We start from the raw sequence: 23,584 nt of genomic DNA, 5'->3' as shown, positions 1-23,584 counted from the left end.
TCACAGGGAGTCTAGGGATGTCGAACATCGTGGGGAACTATTTCAGTAGGACCCCTCTGACCGAAAGTCGGGCCTTGTGAAGACCGCGTACGGGCGGCTTGTCCGTTTCCGTTGACTGGGTTGAAACCGGCCCGGAGAGTGGTAATCCCACGCGAGAGGGACACCGCGGTGGAACCATCGCGGCGCGGAGTCGGGGGGCTGACGATGAGCGACGGAACCGTGGGACGCGGCAGGCGTGTGCCGTGGGGTGATGTGCTGCTGACCTCGATCGCAGCCGTGAGCTGGGCCTTGATCGGCATGGCCGGCGTGGCGGCGCTGGGCTTGCATCTGCTCGGCGCGGACGCGGCGGGCTCGCTCGGGACGATGACCGCGGCGGTTGTGGCGCTCGGGGCGGGTGGGTCGGTGACACCGTCCGGCGACGTGTCCGCCTTCGGTCTTGAGGGCGCGCAGGCCGACACCGCCCTCCAGATCACGCCACTGGGCGTGAGCCTGGTGGGCGCGCTGCTGCTGTCCTGGTTCTTCTTACGGTCACTGCGCGGGGCCGGAGCGGTGATCGAACCGGCCGAACTGTTCGCGCGCGCGGGCGCCGTGGCGGCGCTCTTCGTGGCGATGCTCGGCGGTCTGGCCTGGGCGGGGCACGACGTCATCACCATCGACGGCGGCTCGCTCGGGCTCGATTCGCTGCCGGGCGGTGGGCTGCCCGACGAGGTGGACGTGCCCGGGCTCGGTGACATCGGCGGACTGCTGCCCGACCGGCTCGGGGATCTCGCGGACGCGAACGCCAAGGTGGGCTTCACCGTCGAGACCGTGCCGACGCTGCTGGGCGGCCTGGGCTGGGTGCTCGGCGTCCTGGCGATCGCACTGCTGGCTTCACGCCGGACACCGCTGCCGCGGGGCCTGACCGCGATGCACCGCCTGGTGCGTCCTGCCGCGTCCGCGCTGGTCACGGTGTTGCTGGTGGCGGTCCTCGCCGGGCTCGCGGCGGCTGCGTACGCGGCCATCGGCGACGACAATCCGAAGCGCATCGCGGGTGCCGCGCTGGTCGGGGCGCCCAACGGGGTGTGGCTGGGCATCCCGATCGGGCTCTTCGTGCCGTGGGACGGCAGCGCGTCGGGACCGCTCGTCCAGTTCCTGCCCGACCCCCTGGACAAGTTGCTGAGCGCTTCCGACGACCAGTCCGTCTCGCTGGGGCGGCTGGCCGAACTGGACAGCCGGGTCTGGCTGTTGGGGGTCGCGGCGGCGCTGATGATGCTCTACGCGGGCGTGCTGACCGCGGTGCGCACTCCGTTCGTACGGGAGCGGGGCGTCCCGGGTGACCGGGGTGTCGGTGTCCTCGGTTTCGCCGGGCGCTGCGCGCTGCGGCTGGGGATCGTGACCGCGCTCGCGATGCCCCTGCTCGTCTGGCTGACGGACGTGTCCGTGGACGCCTCGATGGCCGTGCTGGGCATCGACGCGTTCGACGCGGGGATAGAGCTGCACGGGCACCTCGGCATGGCGCTGCTGCTCGGGGCGCTGTGGGGTGCGGGCGCCGGGACGGTGGGGGCGCTGCTCGCGTGCGCCACCGGGGCCGCCGGGCGGCGCGCGGCACCGCCGGCACTGGGTGACGTGGGCGCCGACGAGGGGGCCCCCGCCTCCGCTCCGCCGTTCGCCGAGGTCGCCGGGGAGAGCGGGCCCTACAACCCCGGTATGCCGTACCGGCCGGCGAACCCCGACACGAACCCGTACCTGCGGCTGCCCGACGAGTTGCGGGAGCCCGGGTCCGGGCGACGGCCCGGTGTGCCGCCGCCCGGACCACAGTCCCCCGGCAACCGGAACCGGTCCTCGGGGCCGCCGCCTTCCGGGCCCCGGCCCCCTGGCTCGCAGCCCCCCGGCCGACGGTCGCCCGGGGCCCAACCCTCCGGCGGGCAACCTCCCGGGGGGCGGAATCCGGACGGACGGGATCAGGGCGGGCAGGATCCGGGCGGGTGGCCACCGGGTGCCCGACCGCCTGGCGCGCGGCCGCCGAACGACGTGTACGGCGCTCCCACGGTGGCCGGGCCGTTCACACCGCCGCCCGCACCGGGGCCGCGACGCCGGCCCCGGTCGTCGCAGGACGGGCCGCCGCCTCCCCCGCCGGACGAGCCGCCGCCTCCGTCCGGGAGGCCGCCAGGACGGCGCTGACCGGCGGCCCTGACGATGCAGACCCGGGCCGTGGCGTGTGGGCGCCACGGCTCGTGAAGACCGCGGACACCTCGGCGACACCCACTGTTCCCTGTCCGTCAGGCGGACCTCAGCAGCGTGCGGCACGGGGTGCCGGATACGGTGGAAACACCATGAGCGCATCACAAACCGCTGAAGTCCCCACTCTCCTTGTCAAGATCTTCGGCAAGGACCGGCCCGGAATCACGGCCGGGCTCTTCGACACCCTCGCCGCCTACTCGGTCGACGTGGTCGACATCGAGCAGGTCGTCACCCGTGGCCGGATTGTGCTGTGCGCGCTCGTGACGCATCCGCCGGCCGGCCTGGAGGGCGACCTGCGGGCCACGGTGCACAGCTGGGCGGACTCGATGAGGCTGCAGGCCGAGATCATCTCCGGCCTCGGCGACAACCGGCCGCGCGGGCACGGCCGGTCGTTGGTGACCGTGCTCGGACACCCGCTCACCGCTGAGTCGGCGGCCGCGATCGCCGCCCGGATCACCGGGACCGGCGGCAACATCGACCGAATCTTCCGGCTGGCCAAGTACCCGGTGACGGCCGTCGAGTTCGCCGTGTCCGGTACGGAGCCGGAGGAGCTGCGGACCGCCCTGGTGACCGAGGCGGCTGCCCTGGGCGTCGACATCGCGGTGGTCGCGGCGGGGCTGCACCGGCGGGCCCAGCGTCTGGTGGTCATGGACGTGGACTCCACGCTCATCCAGGACGAGGTCATCGAGCTCTTCGCCGCGCACGCCGGCTGTGAGGACGAGGTCGCCGAGGTGACGGCGGCCGCGATGCGCGGGGAACTGGACTTCGAGCAGTCACTGCACGCGCGCGTGGCCCTGCTCAAGGGACTCGACGCCTCCGTGGTGGACAAGGTGCGCAGCGAGGTACGGCTCACCCCGGGGGCGCGCACGCTGATCCGTACGCTGAAGCGGCTCGGCTTCCAGGTCGGTGTCGTCTCGGGCGGGTTCACGCAGGTCACGGACGACCTCAAGGAGCGTCTTGGGCTGGACTTCGCCCAGGCCAACACCCTGGAGATCGTCGACGGGAAGCTGACGGGCAGGGTCACCGGCGAGATCGTGGACCGGGCGGGCAAGGCGCGGCTGCTGCGCCGGTTCGCCGCGGAGGCGGGGGTGCCGCTCGCCCAGACCGTGGCGATCGGCGACGGCGCCAACGACCTGGACATGCTCAACGCGGCCGGCCTCGGGGTCGCCTTCAACGCCAAGCCGGTGGTGCGCCAGGCCGCGCACACCGCGGTGAACTTCCCCTTCCTGGACACGGTCCTGTACCTGCTGGGCGTGACACGGGAAGAGGTCGAGGCGGCGGACATGCACGTGGACTGAGTTCTCCCGCGCCCACGACGTGAACGGGGCCCGGCACCGTGATGGTGCCGGGCCCCGTCCGCGTGAGAAGTGAGGCGTGAGGTGTGAGGGGCGGGAACGACCGGGTCTACTCGGACGGCGCCCAGTAGTCGAGCAGCGTGGCCACACCCGGCTCCAGGGCCTTCCAGGAACCGGTGAAGGAGAGCACGGCGAAGGCGGCCGCGGGGAAGCCCAGGCGGCTCATCCGCTCCTGCGCGTCGCCCTCGGACCGGCCGGCCAGGATGTCGGCGAGGCCCTGCACGCCGGGGTTGTGGCCGATCAGGAGTGCGTTCTGCACATCGTCGGGGGTTTCGTTGAGGACGGCGATCAGCTCGCCGGGGGAGACCTCGTAGAGCCGCTCCTCATAGACCGTTTTCGGCCGGTGGGGGAGCTCGTGGACGGCGAGTTTCCATGTCTCGCGGGTCCGGGTCGCTGTGGAGCAGAGGGCCAGATCGAAGGGGATGCCGGTGTCGGCCAGCCTGCGTCCGGCGACGGCGGCGTCCTTGCGGCCCCGCTCAGCGAGCGGCCGCTCATGATCGGAGACCTCGGGCCAGTCGGCTTTCGCATGCCGGAAAAGGACAATCCTGCGGGGTTCTGCGACGCTCATGGTTCCCAGCTTCGCACGAAACACGCCATGGGGCGCAGGGAGTTGACTCGCTGCCCCGGCGTGGTGTGCGGGGAGCTCAGGAGCCCTGGTGCAGCACGATCTGCTGGACCTGCTCGAAGAGCCGGCCGACCGCCGGGTCGCCGCCTGCCGCCTGGGCGTCGGCGGGGTTCAGTATCACCAGGAGCAGCGCGACGAAGGCGAGCGCGGGGAGGACGAGGGCCCACCAGGGGAGCCGGGTCTCGACGCCACGCCTGGTCGCCGGGTGGGGCGGGATGTGCGTTGGGGCCGACATGCCGCCTCCGTGGGGCTTCGAGTGGTCCGTGGTCCGCGTCCTCGCGGTCACATCTCGAAGTTACGGACTCCGGAGCCCTCAACCCATCCGGAGATCCACCCACTTGACCCTGACACTCACCCCCTAGGGGATGGTGGGGCTACCCCCACCATCGCCTCGCGGAGGTGTCACGCCGGAGGGCCCGGGCGGGCTTCCGACGGGTCAGGGCGAGGCGATCGACGCGATGACGCCGATGATCACGAAGATGAGGAGAAACGCGCCGAAGACGAGCAGCATCTTCTTCTGGCCGTTCTGGGGGTTCGGATCGAGCACGGGCATGCGACCAGTTTCGCACCCCTCGGCCGACCGCTCACGGGTGGGGTCCGGTCAGGGGTGGGGTCCGGTCAGGGGTGGGGTCCGGTCACGGGCGTCCGCGCGCGGGTGGGGTGCGCACGCCGGTGGTGGCGCGCAGGTCGGATCCGTACGCGGATGGTGGCGCGGCGAGGTCACGGCCGACGCGCGGCCTCGTCCTCCACCGTGCGGTCGCGGCCGGCCAGGATGCCCACCACGATCTGCGGGATCATCAGGCCCGCCATGAGCGCGATCGGCAGCCCCCAGCCGCCGCTGTGCTGGTAGAGCACGCCCACCAGGAGCGGACCGGGGATCGAGATGAGGTACCCGGTGCTCTGTGCGAAGGCGGAGAGCTGCGCGACCCCCGCCCCGGTCCTGGCCCGCATGCCGACCATGGTGAGGGCCAGCGGGAACGCGCAGTTGGCGATGCCGAGCAGCAGCGCCCACGCCCAGGCACCGCCCGCAGGGGCGAGGTACAGGCCCGCGTAGCCGACGAGGCCGCAGACCCCGAGGGCGACCACGATCGGCCCCTGGTGGGGCAGGCGCGTGGCAAGCCGCGGGATGACGAAGGCCAGCGGCACGCCCATCACCATCGTGACGGCGAGCAGCAGTCCGGCCGTGCCCGCCGGGACACCCGCGTCCCGGAAGATCTGCGCCATCCAGCCCATCGTGATGTACGCGGCGGTGGCCTGGAGCCCGAAGAAGACGGCCAGCGCCCAGGCGGTACGGCTCCGGGTGATCCGCAGCGGGGAGGGTTCCTGACCGGCCGCGGAGGCTGAGGAAGCGTCACGAGCCGGAGCCGGAGCCAGAGCCGAAGCCGAAGCCGAGGCCGGGCCGGCGTCCGCGGACAGGGCCGTGCCCCGGGCCCGTACGAGTGGAATCCACGGCAGTACGGCGACGGCCGCGAGCCCCGCCCAGACGGCGAGCCCCGCATGCCAACTGCCGCCCAGGGCGCGGGTCATGGGCACGGTGACGGCGGCCGCGGCGGCGGTGCCGAGGGCGAGGGCCATGGAGTAGAGGCCTGTCATGGAGCCGACCCGGTCAGGGAACCAGCGCTTGACGATCACCGGCATCAGGACGTTGCTGACCGCGATGCCCATGAGCGCGAGGGCGCTGGCGACCAGGAAGCCGGCCGTGTTCCCGGCGAAGGGCCGGATCGCCAGTCCCGCGGCGATCGCGACCATGCCGGCGCAGACCACGGCGGCGGGTCCGAAGCGGCGGGCGAGACGCGGTGCCATGACGCCGAAGACGGCGAAGCACAGCGGCGGTACGGAGGTGAGGAGCCCGGCGAAGCTGCCGCTCATGCCGAGCCCGTCGCGCACCTCTTCGAGGAGGGCGCCGAGGCTGGTGATGGCGGGGCGCAGGTTGAGGGCGGTGAGGACGATGCCGATGATCACCACACGCGTCATCCACGCGCGCGTGGCGGGCGGTCGGAGTTCCGCGTCCTGTGCGGAGCTGCGTATCGGTGGGGACATCGCCGTCCGGGTTTCCTCGCCAGTCATGCCAGCCATCATAGAATCATGGGATGATTGGTTGTCCAATCCCTGGTGCACACCTGGGGCACAATCCCCTGACACGCATCCCGGTGCGTCCTCCCGGTGCACCCCTGGCGCGAAGGACCGTCATGCCGTTGAGCCACCCCCGCCGATCGGCACTGTCCGAACAGGTCATCGCCGAGCTGCGGAACCAGATCACATCGGGCGAGTGGCCGGTGGGCTCCCGCATCCCCACCGAGCCGGAGCTGGTCGAGCAGCTGGGGGTCGCCCGGAACACGGTCCGCGAGGCCGTCCGCGCGCTCGCGCACAACGGCCTGCTCGACATCCGCCAGGGCTCGGGCACGTACGTCGTGGCGACCAGTGAGCTGGCGGGCGTGATGCACCGCCGCTTCGCGGACGCCGATCCCCGGCACATCGCCGAGCTGCGCTCCACGCTGGAGTCGAGCGCCGCGAAGCTGGCCGCCGAGCGCCGCACGGAGCGCGATCTGAAGCAGCTGGACGCCCTCCTTGTACGCCGGGAGGAGGCCTGGGAGTCGGGCGACGCGGAGGCCTTCGTGACCGCCGACACGACCTTCCACCTGGCCGTGGTCGCCGCGTCCCACAACGACGTCATGACAGCGATGTACGCGGACCTGGGCGAGGTCGTGCGCGACTGGCTGCGCGAGGACGTGGGCGAGGAGCTGACGCCCGAGACGTACATGGACCACACGCGTCTGGTCGACGCCATCCGCGCCGGCGACGCGGAGACGGCTGCCGCCGAGGCGGCGGGCTATCCCTTCCTGTGCCGCCCGGGCCGCCCCGCCGTGGAACAACCGGACGCCGCCTCGGCCTGAGCAAATCTGCCGTCAGCGCCGCATGACGAGGCCCGTCGTCATCGCTGGTGGCTGACCCACGCCGAGCGGACTTCCTTCCAGCAGCGGCCGGTCAGCCGTACGGTCTGCGCGGGTCCGGCCTCGACCGAGGCGCCGTCGGAGTCGATGTCCCACCACGGGTCGCACTCGATGTGCAGACGGACGTGATCGGGCTCCGGGTACGGGTTGTGGCAGTACGCCGTCACATACGAACCGTCGACGGCGGTCCGGCACGCCGCCCCGAAGGGCCTCTCTTCCACGGGCACGCGCGCGTGGGGCGCTGTTTTCGTGGTGTGCGAGGCGGCGCCGCAGGGCAGCGCGAGCAGGAGGGTCAGGGCAGCGAGCAGCGGGGCGAAGCGCTGGGACAGGCGCACAAAGGGACCTCCTCGGCGGGGCTCGGGAGGGCATCTCGGGAGGGGGGAACTCCTACTCCAGGGTGCGCAGTTACCGGTCCGCACGCCCGGCCGGTAGGGCCGAACGGGTGACGCCCCGCTCCCCGCGCGATGCGGGAAACGGGGCGTCGAAGCCGTGCGAAGAGCCGTGCGAAGAGCCGTGCGAAGGCAGGTACGCAAACGCTCGCGTAAACGCTTACGCGCCGATCGCGTGCAGACCGCCGTCGACGTGGATGATCTCGCCGGTGGTCTTCGGGAACCAGTCGCTGAGCAGGGCGACGATGCCGCGGCCGGCCGGGTCGGGGTCCTTGAGGTCCCACTCCAGGGGCGAACGGCTGTCCCACACGGCGGCCAGGTCGCTGAAGCCCGGGATGGACTTGGCGGCCATGGAACCGATGGGGCCCGCGGAGATGAGGTTGCAGCGGATGTTCTGCTTGCCCAGGTCACGCGCCATGTAGCGGCTGGTGGCCTCCAGGGCGGCCTTGGCCGGGCCCATCCAGTCGTACTGCGGCCAGGCGTACTGCGCGTCGAAGGTGAGGCCGACGACCGAGCCGCCGTTCTGCATCAGCGGCAGACAGGCCATGGTCAGCGACTTCAGGGAGAACGCCGAGACGTGCATGGCGGTGGCCACGGACTCGAACGGCGTGTTGAGGAAGTTGCCGCCGAGGGCGTCCTGCGGGGCGAAGCCGATGGAGTGCACGACGCCGTCCAGGCCGCCCAGCTCCTCGGCGACCAGGTCGGCCAGCCGCGCCAGGTGCTCGTCGTTGCTGACGTCGAGCTCAATGACCTTGGTGGGCTTGGGAAGCTTCCTGGCGATGCGCTCGGTCAGCGTGGGCCGCGGGAACGCGGTCAGGATGATCTCGGCGCCCTGCTCCTGGGCCAGCTTCGCGGCGTGGAAGGCGATGGAGGACTCCATCAGCACACCGGTGATCAGGACGCGCTTGCCCTCGAGAATTCCACTCATGGTGATCAGTGACCCATTCCCAGTCCGCCGTCTACGGGGATGACGGCTCCAGTGATGTACGAGGCGTCGTCCGAGGCGAGGAACCGCACCGTTGCGGCGATCTCCTCGGGCTTCGCGTACCGGCCGAGCGGCACCTGCTTCACGATGCCCTCGCGCTGCTCGTCGGTGAGCACCTTGGTCATGTCGGTGTCGACGAAGCCGGGCGCGACGACGTTGAAGGTGATGTTGCGCGAGCCCAGCTCACGGGCGAGCGAGCGCGCGAAGCCGACGAGGCCGGCCTTGGAGGCGGCGTAGTTGGCCTGGCCCGGACCGCCGTACAGCCCGACGACCGACGAGATCAGGACGACACGGCCCTTCCTGGCGCGCAGCATGGCGCGGTTGGCGCGCTTCACGACCCGGAAGGCGCCCGTCAGGTTGGTGTCCAGGACGGAGGTGAAGTCGTCCTCGGACATCCGCATCAGCAGCTGGTCCTTGGTGACGCCGGCGTTGGCCACGAGCACCTCGACCGGGCCGTGCTCGGCCTCGATCTCCTTGTAGGCCTGATCCACCTGCTCGCTGTCGGTGATGTCGCACTTGACGGCGAGGAAACCCTCCGGGGGCTCGCCCGAGCGGTACGTGATCGCGACCTTGTCGCCCGCGTCGGCGAAAGCGCGGGCGATGGCGAGGCCGATGCCCCGGTTTCCTCCGGTGACGAGAACCGAGCGGCTCAACGGATCACCCTTTCGATAGCCGGTCTGGTACCTCGAAAACCTATCGGCACCGTCCCCCGTACGGAGAATCGGGCGCCGACAGTGACGTACCGGACTCGCTGTCGGATCCCTACAGAAAGTTGTGGCCCCCGGCGCGCCCGCGCGACATGATCGGACCGACAGGCGACGACAGCAGGGAGACCTCCGTGCCTCATTCCATCGACGAAGCCTTCACGGCACTGCCGCTGAGGGCCCTGGCCGACGCGGCGCTGGCGCGGGCCAGGGCGCTGGGCGCCGACCACGCGGACTTCCGGTTCGAGCGGGTGCGCAGCGCGGCCTGGCGGCTGCGGGACGCGAAGCCCGCCGGGTCCTCGGACACCACGGATCTGGGCTACGCGGTGCGTGTGGTGCACGGCGGGACCTGGGGGTTCGCGTCCGGTGTGGACCTGACGATGGACAGCGCCGCGAAGGTGGCGTCGCAGGCCGTGGCGATGGCGAAGCTGTCGGCCCAGGTGATCAAGGCGGCGGGTTCGGACGAGCGCGTGGAGCTCGCGGACGAGCCGGTGCACGCGGAGAAGACCTGGATCTCCTCGTACGAGATCGATCCCTTCTCCGTGCCGGACGAGGAGAAGTCCGGGCTGCTCGCCGAGTGGAGCGCGCGGCTGCTCGCGGCGGACGGCGTCAGTCATGTGGACGCCTCGCTGCTGACGGTGCACGAGAACAAGTTCTACGCGGACACGGCGGGGACGGTGACGACGCAGCAGCGGGTCCGGCTGCACCCCCAGCTGACCGCCGTCGCCGTCGACGAGTCGAGCGGCGAGTTCGACTCGATGCGCACGATCGCGCCGCCCGTCGGGCGCGGCTGGGAGTACCTCACGGGCACCGGCTGGGACTGGGAGTCGGAGCTCGCGCGGATCCCGGAGCTGCTCGCCGAGAAGATGCGGGCGCCGAGCGTCGAGGCGGGGGTGTACGACCTGGTCGTCGACCCGTCCAACCTGTGGCTGACCATCCACGAGTCCATCGGCCACGCCACCGAGCTGGACCGCGCGCTCGGTTACGAGGCGGCGTACGCCGGGACCTCCTTCGCCACCTTCGACCAGCTGGGCAAGCTGCGGTACGGCTCCGAGCTGATGAACGTCACCGGGGACCGCACCGCCGAGCACGGGCTCGCGACGATCGGGTACGACGACGAGGGCGTGGCCGGGCAGTCCTGGGACCTGGTGAAGGACGGGACGCTCGTCGGCTACCAACTGGACCGCAGGATCGCGAAGCTGACCGGCTTCGAGCGGTCCAACGGGTGCGCGTACGCCGACTCCCCGGGCCATGTGCCCGTACAGCGCATGGCGAACGTGTCGCTGCAGCCCGATCCCGCCGGGATGTCCACGGAGGATCTGATCGGGAGCGTCGACCGCGGGATCTACGTCGTCGGCGACCGGTCGTGGTCGATCGACATGCAGCGCTACAACTTCCAGTTCACCGGCCAGCGGTTCTTCAGGATCGAGAACGGGCGGATCACCGGTCAGCTGCGGGACGTGGCCTACCAGGCGACGACCACGGACTTCTGGGGCTCGATGGCGTCGGTCGGCGGCCCGCAAACCTACGTCCTGGGCGGTGCCTTCAACTGCGGCAAGGCCCAGCCGGGCCAGGTCGCGGCGGTCTCGCACGGCTGCCCGTCGGCCCTCTTCAAGGGCGTCAACATCCTCAACACGACCCAGGAGGCCGGTCGATGAGCGTCAGCACTGGAATCGGCTGGGGGTCCGGGGGTTACTCCCCGGGAAAGCACAGTCTCAACACCACGCAGGAGGCCGGTCGATGAGCCCTCGGACGAACAAGCCGCACGAGATCGTCGAGCGTGCACTCGAACTGTCCCGGGCCGACGGCTGTGTCGTCATCGCCGACGAGCACTCGACGGCGAACCTGCGCTGGGCGGGCAACGCGCTGACCACGAACGGCGTGACGCGCGGGCGCACGCTGACCGTCGTCGCGACCGTCGACGGCCGTGAGGGCACGGCATCCGGGGTCGTCTCGCGTGCGGCCGTGACCGCGGACGAGCTGGAGCCGCTGGTGCGGGCCGCCGAGGCGGCGGCGCGCGGTGCGGGTCCGGCGGAGGACGCGCAGCCGCTCGTCGAGGGCGTGCCCACGTCCCCCGACTTCACGGACGCGCCCGCCGAGACCTCGTCGGCGGTCTTCGCGGACTTCGCCCCGGCCCTCGGCGAATCGTTCGCACGCGCGCGTGCGGGCGGCCGCGAGCTGTACGGCTTCGCCAACCACGAGCTCGTCTCCAGCTATCTCGGTACGTCCACGGGTCTGCGCCTGCGGCACGACCAGCCCAACGGGACGCTGGAGTTGAACGCCAAGTCGCCGGACCGTACGCGCTCGGCGTGGGCCGGCCGCTCCACGCGGGACTTCAAGGACGTGGACCCGGCGGCGCTCGACGCGGAGCTGGCCACGCGGCTGGGCTGGGCCGAGCGGCGCGTCGAGCTGCCCGCCGGCCGGTACGAGACGCTGCTGCCGCCGACCGCGGTCGCGGACCTGCTGATCTACCAGATGTGGTCGGCGGCGGCCCGGGACGCGGCCGAGGGCCGGACGGTGTTCAGCAAGCCCGGCGGCGGAACGCGCGTCGGTGAGAAGCTCACCGACCTGCCGCTGACCCTGCGCAGCGACCCGAACGAGCCGGGCCTGGAGTCCGCGCCCTTCGTGCTCACGCACTCCTCCGGCGACGACGCCTCCGTCTTCGACAACGGGCTGCCGCTGCGGCCCACGGAGTGGGTCCACGAGGGCGAGCTGAGGCATCTGACGAGCACCCGGCACAGCGCCGGCCTGACCGGTCTCCCGGTGGCCCCCGGCATCGGCAACATCATCCTCGACGGCGGCGAGGACAAGTCCCTGGAGGACATGGTCGCCGCGACCGAGAGGGGCCTGCTGCTGACCTGCCTCTGGTACATCCGGGAGGTCGATCCGGCGACGCTGCTGCTGACCGGGCTGACCCGGGACGGCGTGTACCTCGTCGAGAACGGCCAGGTCGTCGGCGAGGTGAACAACTTCCGGTTCAACGAGTCGCCGGTGGACCTGCTGGGGCGGGCGACCGAGGCCGGGCGCACGGAGAAGACGCTGCCGCGCGAGTGGAGCGACTGGTTCACCAGGGCCGCGATGCCTGCCCTGCGGGTGCCCGACTTCAATATGAGCTCTGTCAGTCAGGGCGTATAACCTCGATAGCCTCGCAGTCGGCTGCCATCCCGGCTGCCCGAAGACCATCCCCGACTGCCTGAAGATCATCCAAGGAGACACGAGAACCGTGACGGACATCGTCGACGAGCTGAAGTGGCGCGGGCTGCTCGCCCTCTCCACTGACGAGGACGCATTGCGCAAGGCGTTCGCGGACGGTCCCGTCACGTTCTATTGCGGCTTCGACCCGACCGCGCCCAGCCTGCACCTCGGCAACCTCGTGCAGATCCTCACGATGCGCCGGATCCAGCAGGCGGGCAACCGCCCGCTGGGCCTGGTCGGGGGCGCCACGGGCCTGATCGGCGACCCGAAGCCGAACTCGGAGCGCACGCTGAACGCGCCGGACGTGGTGGCCCAGTGGGTCGAGCGGCTGCGCGCCCAGATCCAGCCGCTGCTGGACTTCGAGGGTCCGAACGCCGCGGTGATGGTCAACAACCTGGACTGGACCCAGGGCCTGTCGGCCATCGAGTTCCTGCGTGATGTGGGCAAGCACTTCCGGGTCAACAAGATGATCGCGAAGGAGGCCGTCTCCCGGCGGCTCAACTCCGACGCGGGCATCAGCTACACGGAGTTCAGCTACCAGATCCTGCAGGGCATGGACTTCCTGGAGCTCTACCGGAGGTACGGCTGCACGCTGCAGACCGGCGGCAGCGACCAGTGGGGCAACCTCACCTCGGGCACCGACCTGATCCACCGGGTGGATCCGCAGGCCGTGGTGCACGCGCTGGGCACGCCGCTGATCACCAAGGCGGACGGCACGAAGTTCGGCAAGACGGAGTCCGGCACCATCTGGCTGGACCCGGAGATGACGACGCCGTACGCGTTCTACCAGTTCTGGCTGAACGCGGACGACCGGGACGTCTCCAAGTTCCTGCGCATCTTCAGCTTCAGGTCCCACGAGGAGATCGAGGAGCTGGAGAAGCTCACCGAGGAGCGTCCTCAGGCCCGGGCCGCGCAGCGCGCCCTCGCCGAGGAGCTGACGACGCTGGTACACGGCGGCGAGCAGACGGCCGCCGTTGTCGCCGCGTCGCGGGCGCTGTTCGGCCAGGGTGAGCTGGGTGACCTCGACGCGGCGACGCTGAGTGCGGCGCTCTCCGAGGTGCCGCACATCCAGGTCGCCGAGCTCGGTCCGGTGGTGGACCTCTTCGCCGAGGTGGGCCTGGTGGCCAGCAAGTCCGCCGCGCGGCGGACGGTGAAGGAGGGGGGTGCCTACGTGAACAACGTGAAGGTGGCCTCCGAGGACGCCGTTCCCGGCAAGGAGGATCTGTTGCACGGGCGGTGGCTGGTACTGCGGCGGGGCAAGAAGAACCTCGCCGCCGTTGAGCTCCGCTAGGGACAAATGGAGGGGCGGGGACCCTGGTGGATCCCCGCCCTCCTCCCCGTACGTTCAGGCTCTCTGTTTGTTGCCTCGCATTGCTGTGTAGAGCATGTCGCCGAGGAAGACGATGACGATCGCGGCGCCGAGTTGGAGAGCGTGGCGGCCCCAGTCGATGCCGCGGGTCTCGTCGATGCCGAAGCCGCGGGCGATCGCGTTGCCGACGATCGCGCCGATGATCCCGAAGATCGTGGTGAGCCAGAGCGGGCTGTGCTGCTTGCCCGGAATGATCGCCTTGGCCAGCAGGCCAAGCACGAATCCCACGATGATCGCCCACAACCAGCCCATGGCTGCCTCCTATACGGCTCTACGTGAGCATTACGCCCAGTCTCGGCCTGTCCGCCATACGGCGCATGTCGGGCACCGCCATACGCGGTACGGCGCAGCGCTCCCCCGCCGAAACCGGACCTGCCCCGGTCTCGTGGGCGACGCAGCCGCGGCGTAACGTGGAGGCTGTACGGGCCAGGGGAGCGTCCGACACAGGCGGGTGGTGGAACGTGATGCGGAAGCAGAGCGAGGTCGAGGTCTTCCGGATCACCGGAGCCAGGCAGGGCCTCGCCGACGATGTGCGTGGCAGGCAGCGCCGCTACATCATCTCGATGTCCGTCCGCACGCTCTCGGTGATCCTCGCGGCCACCCTCTGGAACGTCGAACGGCACGTCGCCGTCGTTGCCCTGGCGCTCGGCATCCTGCTCCCCTACGTCGCCGTGGTGATCGCCAACGCGGGCCGGGAGAACGCGCCCTCGCTGCCGTCCACGTTCGTGACCGCGCCGACCCGTCCGATGCTCGCGGCGCCCCGTGCGGGCGACGCCGCGGAATCCGTCCCGGAAGACCTCGTGACCGATGCGGGCGCCCGCCTGCGGGACGAGCCGCACGAGCGGACCTGACCACGAGCGATCCTTCGGGGCCGTAGTTCAGGACCGTACCAAGCTCAAGAAAAGCTCAGATCAATCATGTTGTTCCGGTGCCGGGCAGCGGGTTACCCGTGACATACTTCGTACGCGCTCCGCATCCCCCGTCGGAGCGACAGACCGACGCCGGGCAGCTCCCCCCGTGGCTGCTCGGCGTCGCCTTTTGTGGAGCCGGGTTCGCGGCCCCCTCGACAGCACCCGGAGCGGTCGGCCGACACCTCTCACGTAGGGTCGAGGCGTGATTCTGAACGTTCCCGGCTCCGACCCGTCCTCGCCCTCCTCCCCCATCTGTTCGGCGAAGGGCTGCCGGGCCGACGCGGTCTGGGTCCTCGCCTGGAACAACCCCAAACTGCACACGCCGGAGCGCCGCAAGACCTGGCTCGCGTGCGAGGAACACCGGGAGCACCTGTCCCAGTTCCTGGGCGTACGGGGCTTCCTGAAGGACGTCGTGCTCCTGGAGGACTGGGAGTCCCCGGAGTCCCCTTAGAGGGCTGAGCGGTCAGCCCCCGATCGCCGACATCGGCCGGTCCGGCTGGACGAACGTCGGGTCGTCCAGGCCCGCCCCCGCCTTCTTGCCCCACATGGCGAGCCGCCAGATACGGGCTATCTCCTCGTCCGGCGCGTCCGAGCGCAGCGCGGCCCGCAGGTCGGTCTCCTCGCGCGCGAACAGGCAGGTGCGGACCTGGCCGTCGGCCGTCAGCCGCGTACGGTCGCAGGCCGAGCAGAACGGGCGCGTCACGGAGGCGATCACTCCGACGCGGTGCGGCCCCCCGTCCACGACCCACCGCTCGGCGGGTGCCGAACCCCGCTCCTCGGACCCCTCCTCGGTGAGCTCGAAGCGCGTACGCAGTGAGGCGAGGATGTCACCGGCGGTGACCATGCCGTCGCGCTTCCAGCCGTGCTGGGCGTCGAGGGGCATCTGCTCGATGAACCGCAGTTCGTAGTCGTGCTCCACGGCCCAGGCGAGCAGGTCGGGCGCCTCATTCTCGTTCAGTCCCGGCATCAGGACGGAATTGACCTTGACCGGGGTCAGCTCCGCGGCGCGGGCGGCTTCGAGGCCCTCGATGACGTCCTTGTGGCGGTCACGGCGGGTGAGGGTCTTGAAGACATCGGGGCGGAGGGTGTCCAGCGAGACGTTGACCCGATCCAGGCCGGCCGCCTTCAGCGCGGTCGCGGTGCGCTTGAGACCGATGCCGTTCGTCGTCAGGGACATCTGGGGGCGGGGATCGAGCGCCGCCACGCGCTCCACTATGCCGACGAGGCCGGGGCGCAGCAGGGGCTCGCCACCGGTGAAGCGGACCTCGGTGATGCCCAGCCGGGTGACGGCTATGTCGATGAGGCGGACTATCTCGTCGTCCGAGAGCAGGTCGGGCTTGGCCAGCCACTGCAGGCCCTCCTCGGGCATGCAGTACGTGCACCGGAGGTTGCACCGGTCGGTCAGCGAGACACGCAGATCGGTGGCCACTCGGCCGTAGGTGTCGATGAGCACGTGGGCCCCCTCCCTCTAGCTCTTTCCGTACGGACCTCGGCAGAGACATCCGGTCGATCAGTCGATCCGATACCAGCGAGCCTACGTGACGGGACCGACAACGAGTCGGGCCCTGATCCCACGAGACGCACCGCGGCCGCGTCGTAGGGATCTACGACGCGGCCGCCGGGCGGGACGGTCAGTGCGCTCCGGTACCGGTGAGGGAGCGGACCTCCAGTTCGGCGTACTTGCCGGTGTCCGGCTCCTCCTTGGACAGGACCGTGCCGAGCCAGCCGAGCAGGAAGCCGGCCGGGATGGAGATGATGCCCGGGTTCTCCAGCGGGAACCAGTGGAAGTCGACGTCCGGGAACATCGAGGTGGCCTTGCCCGAGACGACCGGCGAGAACAGCACCAGGCCGACCGCCGTGGTGAGGCCTCCGTAGATCGACCACAGCGCGCCCTGGGTGGTGAACCGCTTCCAGAAGAGGCTGTAGAGGATCGTCGGCAGGTTGGCGGAGGCCGCGACCGCGAAGGCGAGGGCGACCAGACCGGCGACGTTGAGGTCACGGGCCAGGGCGCCGAGGCCGATGGAGACGACACCGATACCGATGGTCGCGTACCGGGCGGCGTTGATCTCCTCCTTCTCGGTGGCCTTGCCCTTCCTGATGACGTTCGCGTAGATGTCGTGGGCGAACGACGAGGACGAGGCCAGGGTCAGACCGGCGACCACCGCGAGGATCGTGGCGAAGGCCACCGCGGAGATCGTGGCGAGCAGGATCGCGCCCCAGGCCGAGTCGACGCCGCCCAGATGCAGGGCCAGCAGCGGCGCGGCCGTGTTGCCCGCGGGGTTGGACGCGACGATCTCTTCCTTGGAGATGAGGGCCGCCGCGCCGAAGCCGAGCGCGATGGTCATCAGGTAGAAGCCGCCGATGATGCCGATCGCCCAGTTCACGGACTTACGCGCGGCCTTGGCGTTGGGCACCGTGTAGAAGCGGATCAGGATGTGCGGCAGGCCCGCGGTGCCCAGCACCAGGGCGATGCCCAGCGAGATGAAGTCGATGCTGGACGTGGTGGTGAGGCCGTACTTCAGGCCCGGCTCCAGGAAGGCCGCGCCGCCGCCGCTGTTCTCGGCCGCCTTGCCGAGCAGGTCGGAGATGTTGAAGTCGAACTTGAGCAGCACCAGGAAGGTGATGAGCAGGGTGCCGCTGATGAGCAGCACGGCCTTGACCATCTGGACCCAGGTGGTGCCCTTCATGCCGCCGATGGTGACGTACACGATCATCAGGACGCCGACCAGGGCGACGATGCCGACCTTCCCGGCGTCGCTGGTGATGCCGAGCAGCAGCGAGACCAGGACGCCCGCGCCCGCCATCTGGGCCAGCAGGTAGAAGATCGAGACGACGATCGTGGAGGTGCCGGCCGCCGTACGCACCGGGCGCTGGCGCATGCGGTACGCGAGGACGTCGCCCATCGTGTACCGGCCGGAGTTGCGCAGTGGCTCGGCGACCAGGAGCAGCGCCACCAGCCAGGCGACCAGGAAGCCGATGGAGTACAGGAAGCCGTCGTACCCGAAGAGGGCGATGGCGCCGGCGATGCCGAGGAACGAGGCGGCGGACATGTAGTCGCCGGAGACCGCGAGGCCGTTCTGGAAGGCGCTGAACTGACGGCCGCCCGCGTAGAAGTCGGCGGCGTCCTTGGTCTGCCGGCCCGCCCAGACGGTGATGACGAGGGTGGCGACGACGAAGACCGCGAACAGGGAGATGATCAGCGGCCGGTGCTCGCTGGCCTCCCCCGCCGCGAGCTGCGCCTGCGCGAGCTGGACCTGAGTGATCGCGGGGCTCATGCGCCGCCCTCCATCCGGGACTTGATCGCTTCGGCCTTGGGGTCGAGCTGGCGGGAGGAGTGCCGCTCGTACCACCAGGCGATGAGGAACGTGGTGAGGAACTGGGCGAGGCCCAGGACGAAGGCGACGTTGATGTTGCCGAAGAGCTTGGTGCCCATGAAGTCGTCCGCGTAGATCGACAGCAGGACGTACAGCAGGTACCAGCTGATGAAGCCGATGGTCAGCGGGAAGGCGAAGGAGCGGTGGGCGCGGCGCAGTTCACCGAACTCGGCGCTCTCCTGTACCTCTACGAACTCCTCGGTGGTGGGGAGATGAGGTTCGGCCTTCGAGGGGGGCGGTGCGTCGGTGGCCACGGAGTCTCCTCGCGTTGCGGGTGCGGTTGCGACGTTGGACGGGGGTCTTTGGGGATCGGGGGACGGGCTGGGTACGGACATGGCTGATTTCTGACCTCACGGTGATGTGGATCACGTGGGCCGGGTGGCGATGTTAGGTGCCCTGGGCGTGATCCGACAGGGGGCTCGATCGTGCTCGTGCTCCCTGCTCAACGTCACGGAGCCGCGTGAGGAGCGGTTCAACTCCGGTCACTTCTTTCGGAAGTCGTGGCCGACGTTTCGGAAGACATCCCCGTAAGTCATTGCTGGCCAGGGACGACGGGAGATAGCTTCGGGCCTGCACCACCCCGTCATGTACCTGCCCGGGCACCACCTGTGTTCGGGCCGGTTCCGTTTCCGGATGATGTGGAGATCCCATGGCTCATCTGCGTTCCAGACGCCGTCTCGCCCTCGCCGTGCCCGTTGTGCTGTCCCTCACCGCCTCGCTCGGCTTCATTCCGGGCGTTGCCACGGCGGCTGCCCCGCAGTCGGCTCCCGCCGCCACGGCGGCGGACGGCCCGAACCTCGCGTACGTGGTCAACACGAAGACCGACCGCCGCACGATCGAGTCGGTGAAGAAGGCAATAGCCAAGGCCGGCGGCACGGTCGTCACCACGTACGACAGGATCGGCGTCATAGTCGTCCACTCCGCCAACCCGGAGTTCGGCCCGCAGATACGCACCGCGCGCGGGGTGCAGTCCGCCGGTGCCACGCGCACGACGCCGCTGACCGCGGCGGGGACGACGGACGAGGGCGCCGCCGACTATCTGTCGGCCGCCGAGGCCACCAAGGTGAAGGCCGCGGCCACCCCGGAGAGCGAGCCCCTTGAGGCCGACCAGTGGGACCTGCGCGCGATAGGCGCCGACAAGGCCGCCAAGATCAACCCGGGCAGCAAGAAGGTCACCGTCGCCGTGATCGACACGGGTGTCGACGACACACACCCGGACCTGGCCCCGAACTTCTCCGCCAAGCAGTCCGCCAACTGCGTGGGCGGCGTGGCCGACACGAGTGAGGGCGCCTGGCGTCCGTACACCGCCGAGGACTACCACGGCACGCATGTCGCCGGTGAGATCGCGGCCGCCCGCAACGGCATCGGTGTGGCCGGTGTCGCGCCCGGCGTGAAGGTCTCCGGCATCAAGGTCAGCGACCCGGACAACGGACTCTTCTACCCGGAGAGCGTCGTCTGCGCCTTCGTGTTCGCCGCCGACCACGGCGTGGAGATCACGAACAACAGCTACTACGTGGACCCGTGGCTCTACAACTGCATGGACGACCCCGACCAGAAGGCGATCGTCGACGCGGTCAACCGGGCCCAGCAGTACGCCACGAAGAAGGGCACCCTGCACCTCGCGTCGGCCGGCAACTCCAACCACGACCTGGACTCGGACGCGATCGTCGACGACACGAGCCCCGACGACTCGACCCCGGTCACGCGCACGATCGACCCGCACGAGTGCTTCGACGTACCGACCCAGCTGCCGGGCATCGTGACGGTGAGCGCGACGGGCGTGCAGAACCTCAAGTCGTACTACTCGACGTACGGCAAGGGTGTCATCGACATCGCCGCGCCCGGTGGTGACCGGCTCTACCAGATCCCGGACACCCCGTCGAAGAACGGCCGCATCCTCTCCACGATGCCGAACAACCAGTACGGCTTCCTGCAGGGCACCTCGATGGCCTCGCCGCACGCCGCGGGTGTCGCCGCGCTGCTGAAGTCCGAGCACCCGTGGGCGAGCCCCGCCCAACTGCAGGCGCTGCTGAAGGCCCAGGCGGACAACCCGGGCTGCCCGGACTCGTACGACCAGGACGGCAACGGCACGCAGGACGCCAACTGTGAGGGCGGCAAGCGTGTCAACGGCTTCTACGGCTTCGGCATCGTGAACGCGCTGAAGGCGGTCAAGTAGCCCGCGTTTCCCGGGACTTCCCGCACGGCCCGCACGTACTCGCGAAACGAACTGGAGACAGCATGACAGCGCCTCAGACGCGCTCCCGCCGCGTCATAGCCATCCCGCTGGGAATGGCCCTGGCGACGGCTCTCGCCTTCCTGCCGAACGTCAGTGCCTCGGCTGCCCCGGCGCCCGACACGGCCGGTGTCGCCGACGCGGCGGCGAAGATCTCGGCGGAGGCCACCCCGCTGAGCTACGTCGTCAACGTCCGCGCCGGGCACGGTCCTTCCTCCCAGGTGAAGAAGGCCATCGCCCGGGCCGGCGGCACGATCGTGACGTCGTACGACAGGATCGGCGTGATCGTCGTCCACTCGTCGAACGCCGACTTCGCCAAGACCATCCGCAAGGTGCGCGGAGTGGAATCGGCGGGCTCGACGCGCACGGCGCCGCTGCCCGCGCAGTCCACGACCGACGTCGGCACCCCCAAGGTGCTCACCTCGGAGCAGGTCGCGGACGTCGAGGCGGCGGCCGGGCAGGACCCGCTGGAGCCGCTGCAGTGGGATCTGCCCGCCATCAAGGCGGACAAGGCGCACGAGAAGACGCTCGGCAGCAAGAAGGTCACCGTCGCCGTGATCGACACCGGCGTCGACGACACGCACCCCGACATCGCGCCGAACTTCGACCGCGACGCGTCGGTCAACTGCGTGTCGGGCAAGCCGGACACGACCGACGGGGCCTGGCGGCCGAGCGCCGCCGAGAGCCCGCACGGCACGCATGTCGCGGGCGAGATCGCGGCCGCCAAGAACGGCGTCGGTGTCACGGGTGTCGCGCCGGGCGTGAAGGTCTCCGGCATCAAGGTCTCCACGACCGCCGGCTTCTTCTACACGGAGGCCGTCGTCTGCGGCTTCATGTGGGCGGCCACGCACGGCGTGGACGTCACGAACAACAGCTATTACACCGACCCGTGGTACTTCAACTGCAAGAACGACCCGGACCAGAAGGCGCTCGTCGAGGCCATCAGCCGGGCGACGAAGTACGCGGAGAAGAAGGGCACGGTCAACGTCGCGGCGGCGGGTAACGAGAACTACGACCTCTCCGCGGACGAGATCACCGACCCGGTCTCGCCGAACGACTCGACTCCTTCGGAGCGCGTCATCGACCCGTCGGAATGCCTTGACATCCCGACCCAGTTGCCGGGTGTCGTCACGGTCGCGGCGACCGGTGCGAAGGGCATCAAGTCGTCCTTCTCCAACCACGGCCTGGGCGTCATCGACATCGCGGCCCCGGGCGGCGACTCGACACGCTTCCAGACCCCGGCCCCGCCTGCCACCAGCGGCCTGATCCTCGGCCCGCTCCCGGGCGGCTCGTGGGGTTACATGGCCGGTACGTCGATGGCGTCCCCGCACGTCGCGGGCGTCGCCGCACTCATCAAGTCGACGCACCCGCACGCCTCGGCGGCCAAGGTGAAGGCCCTGCTGTACGCGGAGGCCGACGCCACGCCGTGCACCAAGCCGTACGACATCGACGGCGACGGCAAGGTCGACGCGGTCTGCGAGGGGCCGAAGAACTACAACGGCTTCTACGGCTGGGGCACCGCCGACGCGCTGGACGCGGTGACGAAGTAGCACATCCCTGAGGGAAGTACCGCCTCCCTGAGGGGAGTTGAGCTTCCCTCAGGAAGTCGAGCCGGGTGGCCTGCGGGCCGCCCGGCTCTCGCGCGTCCGGGGGCACCGCGTCCCGTGCCGGACACCGCGTCCCATGTTGATCGCGTACACCCTGCATAGTGCCTGTATGACGCATTCCGATGCACCGGCCACGGAATTCGCGTGGACCGCGCTGGGCGGGGATCCCGCGCTGGTCCCACGGTTGTCGACCGTCGTACGGTCCGGCGCCCTGGAAGCACGGCTGCCCGTACGGGAGTTGGCGCGGGCCTGCGTGGGGGCGTGCGCGCTGGCCGCCGCCGAGCTGGGCGCGCGGCGGGCGGGGCTTGCCGACGTGCCGGAGGTGCGCGTCGACGACGGGGCCGTCGCCACGGCGTTCGTGAGCGAGCGGCATCTCCTCGTCGACGGGCGGGCGCCGGTCACCTTCGCGCCCCTGTCGCGGTTCTGGCGTACGGCGGACGGGTGGGTGCGCACGCATGCGAACTATCCGCACCACCGGGCGCGACTGCTGGGCGCCCTGGGGCTGCCGGACGACGCCTCGGTGGAGGCCGTGGCCGGGTGCCTGGCGGAGCGGTCGGCCGTGGAGGTGGAGAGCACGGTGTACGCGGCCGGTGGCCTCGCCGTCGCGCTGCGCACACCGGAGGAATGGGCACGGCACGAGCAGGGAGCGGCGGTCGCGGGGCAGCCGCTCGTCGAGCGCGGACGACTGGGCTCCGCCGGCTCGCGGAGCCTTCCGCCGCTCGCGGGCGACCCGTTGTTGCCCGCCGCGGGGCTGCGCGTGCTCGACCTCACCCGTGTCATCGCCGGGCCCGTCGCGACCCGGACCCTCGCGCTGCTCGGCGCGGACGTCCTGCGCGTCGACCCGCCGGGGCTTCCCGAACTCGCCGACCAGCACACGGACACCGGCTTCGGGAAGCGGTCCGCCACGCTGGACCTGACGGCGGGCCGCCACGACCGGCAGGCCTTCGAGGAACTGCTCGCCTCGGCGGACGTGGTCGTGACCGGTTACCGCCCGGGCGCCCTGGACCGGCTCGGGCTCTCCGCGGAGGCGCTGGCCGAGCGGCGGCCCGGGGTCGTGGTGGGGCAGTTGTCGGCGTGGGGAGCGTACGGGCCGTGGGGCGGGCGGCGGGGCTTCGACAGCCTGGTGCAGGTTGCCACCGGCATCGCGGCCCTTGAGGGATCCGGGGAGAAGCCCGGCGCGCTGCCCGCGCAGGCCCTCGACCACGGCACGGGGTATCTGCTGGCGGCCGGGGTGCTGCGCGCGGTCACGGAGGGGCTTGACGGGGGCGGGACACGGTTCATACGGCCGGCGTTGGCGCGGACGGCGGCCTGGCTGACGGCCGGGGCCGAGCGGGGTGGGGCGACGGCGGACGCCTCCGGCTCGCGTAAGGACTCGTACGGCGATTCCGGCTCGTCCGAGGGTTCGTCCGGCGATTCCGGCTCACCTGCATCCAGCGATTCCCGCTCGGCCGAGGCCTCGTACGGCGATCCGGCGCCCTGGCTCGCGGAGGCGGACAGCACTCTCGGGCGGCTGCGGTACGCCCTGCCGCCGGTCTCCTTCGTGGGCGGGCCGAGCGACTGGTCGCGGCCGCCGGGGCCCTGGGGTGCGGATTCGCCACGCTGGGTCTGAGTCGGGAGGGCGGTCGGGCACGTATGGATGGGCGGAATGTCGTGTGCGTGAGCGGAA

At 70.6% G+C, this 23,584-nt stretch carries 22 protein-coding genes; 11 read left to right on the top strand and 11 right to left on the bottom strand.

Features of this window, described 5'->3' with window-relative positions; genetic code table 11:
• The first annotated feature begins 204 nt into the window (after positions 1 to 204).
• Together ACZ5VQ_RS15895 and serB are read left to right on the top strand one after the other, a co-directional pair.
• Complete coding sequence (locus ACZ5VQ_RS15895; RefSeq protein ID WP_469105361.1) at positions 205 to 2,160, top strand: streptophobe family protein; 1,956 nt, start codon at positions 205 to 207, stop codon at positions 2,158 to 2,160.
• A 152-nt stretch (positions 2,161 to 2,312) separates the two neighbouring features.
• Positions 2,313 to 3,518 carry a phosphoserine phosphatase SerB gene (serB, locus tag ACZ5VQ_RS15890; protein WP_362082134.1) on the top strand — a complete coding sequence of 402 codons (1,206 nt, stop codon included), beginning with the start codon at positions 2,313 to 2,315 and terminating at the stop codon, positions 3,516 to 3,518.
• A 106-nt stretch (positions 3,519 to 3,624) separates the two neighbouring features.
• On the opposite strand, the gene ACZ5VQ_RS15885 is transcribed toward serB, so the two are convergent.
• From ACZ5VQ_RS15885 to ACZ5VQ_RS15870, 4 genes are all read right to left on the bottom strand, one after another.
• Entirely contained in the window at positions 3,625 to 4,143 is a 519-nt protein-coding gene (locus ACZ5VQ_RS15885) for a SixA phosphatase family protein (protein WP_469105360.1), read from the bottom strand.
• Positions 4,144 to 4,219: 76 nt separating this feature from the next.
• Complete coding sequence (locus ACZ5VQ_RS15880) at positions 4,220 to 4,435, bottom strand: hypothetical protein (RefSeq protein ID WP_362082140.1); 216 nt, start codon at positions 4,433 to 4,435, stop codon at positions 4,220 to 4,222.
• A 201-nt stretch (positions 4,436 to 4,636) separates the two neighbouring features.
• Positions 4,637 to 4,753, bottom strand: coding sequence for an SGM_5486 family transporter-associated protein (locus tag ACZ5VQ_RS15875; protein ID WP_107102519.1), 117 nt, complete (start codon positions 4,751 to 4,753; stop codon positions 4,637 to 4,639).
• Between the two features lie 167 nt (positions 4,754 to 4,920).
• Entirely contained in the window at positions 4,921 to 6,279 is a 1,359-nt protein-coding gene (locus ACZ5VQ_RS15870; protein WP_469105359.1) for a CynX/NimT family MFS transporter, read from the bottom strand.
• A gap of 110 nt (positions 6,280 to 6,389) precedes the next feature.
• On the opposite strand from ACZ5VQ_RS15870, the gene ACZ5VQ_RS15865 reads away from it, so the two are divergent.
• A complete protein-coding gene (locus ACZ5VQ_RS15865) occupies positions 6,390 to 7,094 on the top strand; it encodes a FadR/GntR family transcriptional regulator (protein WP_362082146.1) in 705 nt (234 codons plus the stop codon).
• Positions 7,095 to 7,132: 38 nt separating this feature from the next.
• Here the strand turns inward: ACZ5VQ_RS15865 and ACZ5VQ_RS15860 are convergent, their stop codons facing one another.
• The 3 genes from ACZ5VQ_RS15860 to fabG all read right to left on the bottom strand — a co-directional run bounded on the left by ACZ5VQ_RS15860 (position 7,133) and on the right by fabG (position 9,178).
• Entirely contained in the window at positions 7,133 to 7,486 is a 354-nt protein-coding gene (locus tag ACZ5VQ_RS15860; protein ID WP_362082148.1) for a hypothetical protein, read from the bottom strand.
• A 214-nt stretch (positions 7,487 to 7,700) separates the two neighbouring features.
• A complete protein-coding gene (fabI, locus tag ACZ5VQ_RS15855) occupies positions 7,701 to 8,468 on the bottom strand; it encodes an enoyl-ACP reductase FabI (protein ID WP_143636993.1) in 768 nt (255 codons plus the stop codon).
• Positions 8,469 to 8,473: 5 nt separating this feature from the next.
• Positions 8,474 to 9,178: a 3-oxoacyl-[acyl-carrier-protein] reductase gene (gene fabG, locus ACZ5VQ_RS15850; RefSeq protein ID WP_469105358.1), complete on the bottom strand. Its 705-nt coding sequence runs from the start codon at positions 9,176 to 9,178 to the stop codon at positions 8,474 to 8,476.
• A 185-nt stretch (positions 9,179 to 9,363) separates the two neighbouring features.
• Between fabG and ACZ5VQ_RS15845 the strand changes: the two genes are divergently transcribed.
• The 3 genes from ACZ5VQ_RS15845 (at position 9,364) to tyrS (ending at position 13,715) form a co-directional block, all read left to right on the top strand.
• Positions 9,364 to 10,887, top strand: a complete 1,524-nt coding sequence (locus tag ACZ5VQ_RS15845; RefSeq protein WP_469105357.1) for a TldD/PmbA family protein — start codon at positions 9,364 to 9,366, stop codon at positions 10,885 to 10,887.
• Positions 10,888 to 10,969: 82 nt separating this feature from the next.
• Positions 10,970 to 12,364, top strand: coding sequence for a metallopeptidase TldD-related protein (locus ACZ5VQ_RS15840; protein WP_469105356.1), 1,395 nt, complete (start codon positions 10,970 to 10,972; stop codon positions 12,362 to 12,364).
• A gap of 88 nt (positions 12,365 to 12,452) precedes the next feature.
• Positions 12,453 to 13,715 (top strand): tyrosine--tRNA ligase, encoded by a 1,263-nt coding sequence (gene tyrS / locus ACZ5VQ_RS15835; RefSeq protein ID WP_362082158.1) that lies wholly within the window; start codon positions 12,453 to 12,455, stop codon positions 13,713 to 13,715.
• Between the two features lie 54 nt (positions 13,716 to 13,769).
• On the opposite strand, the gene ACZ5VQ_RS15830 is transcribed toward tyrS, so the two are convergent.
• Positions 13,770 to 14,045, bottom strand: coding sequence for a GlsB/YeaQ/YmgE family stress response membrane protein (locus tag ACZ5VQ_RS15830; protein WP_362082161.1), 276 nt, complete (start codon positions 14,043 to 14,045; stop codon positions 13,770 to 13,772).
• A gap of 212 nt (positions 14,046 to 14,257) precedes the next feature.
• On the opposite strand from ACZ5VQ_RS15830, the gene ACZ5VQ_RS15825 reads away from it, so the two are divergent.
• Both ACZ5VQ_RS15825 and ACZ5VQ_RS15820 read left to right on the top strand, forming a co-directional pair.
• Positions 14,258 to 14,644, top strand: a complete 387-nt coding sequence (locus ACZ5VQ_RS15825) for a DUF3099 domain-containing protein (RefSeq protein ID WP_469105355.1) — start codon at positions 14,258 to 14,260, stop codon at positions 14,642 to 14,644.
• A gap of 262 nt (positions 14,645 to 14,906) precedes the next feature.
• A complete protein-coding gene (locus ACZ5VQ_RS15820; protein WP_469105354.1) occupies positions 14,907 to 15,155 on the top strand; it encodes a hypothetical protein in 249 nt (82 codons plus the stop codon).
• 12 nt (positions 15,156 to 15,167) lie between these two features.
• Here the strand turns inward: ACZ5VQ_RS15820 and moaA are convergent, their stop codons facing one another.
• The 3 genes from moaA to ACZ5VQ_RS15805 all read right to left on the bottom strand — a co-directional run bounded on the left by moaA (position 15,168) and on the right by ACZ5VQ_RS15805 (position 18,332).
• Positions 15,168 to 16,157, bottom strand: a complete 990-nt coding sequence (gene moaA, locus ACZ5VQ_RS15815; RefSeq protein WP_469105353.1) for a GTP 3',8-cyclase MoaA — start codon at positions 16,155 to 16,157, stop codon at positions 15,168 to 15,170.
• Between the two features lie 178 nt (positions 16,158 to 16,335).
• Positions 16,336 to 17,979, bottom strand: coding sequence for a solute symporter family protein (locus tag ACZ5VQ_RS15810; RefSeq protein WP_469105352.1), 1,644 nt, complete (start codon positions 17,977 to 17,979; stop codon positions 16,336 to 16,338).
• Positions 17,976 to 18,332: a DUF485 domain-containing protein gene (locus ACZ5VQ_RS15805; RefSeq protein WP_189840609.1), complete on the bottom strand. Its 357-nt coding sequence runs from the start codon at positions 18,330 to 18,332 to the stop codon at positions 17,976 to 17,978. The genes ACZ5VQ_RS15810 and ACZ5VQ_RS15805 overlap by 4 nt, the downstream gene beginning before the upstream one ends.
• Positions 18,333 to 18,727: 395 nt before the next feature.
• Between ACZ5VQ_RS15805 and ACZ5VQ_RS15800 the strand changes: the two genes are divergently transcribed.
• The 3 genes from ACZ5VQ_RS15800 (at position 18,728) to ACZ5VQ_RS15790 (ending at position 23,527) form a co-directional block, all read left to right on the top strand.
• Entirely contained in the window at positions 18,728 to 20,254 is a 1,527-nt protein-coding gene (locus ACZ5VQ_RS15800; protein ID WP_469105351.1) for a S8 family peptidase, read from the top strand.
• Positions 20,255 to 20,316: 62 nt separating this feature from the next.
• On the top strand, positions 20,317 to 21,861 hold the full coding sequence (locus ACZ5VQ_RS15795; protein ID WP_469105350.1) for a S8 family peptidase: 1,545 nt from the start codon (positions 20,317 to 20,319) through the stop codon (positions 21,859 to 21,861).
• A gap of 166 nt (positions 21,862 to 22,027) precedes the next feature.
• Positions 22,028 to 23,527: a CoA transferase gene (locus ACZ5VQ_RS15790; RefSeq protein ID WP_469105349.1), complete on the top strand. Its 1,500-nt coding sequence runs from the start codon at positions 22,028 to 22,030 to the stop codon at positions 23,525 to 23,527.
• Positions 23,528 to 23,584 lie beyond the last annotated feature (57 nt).

Source organism: Streptomyces sp. NPDC033178 (genome assembly GCF_055577685.1).
The sequence above is the reverse complement of the archived record's forward strand: the minus strand, read 5'-3'. Positions and strand labels throughout refer to the sequence as shown.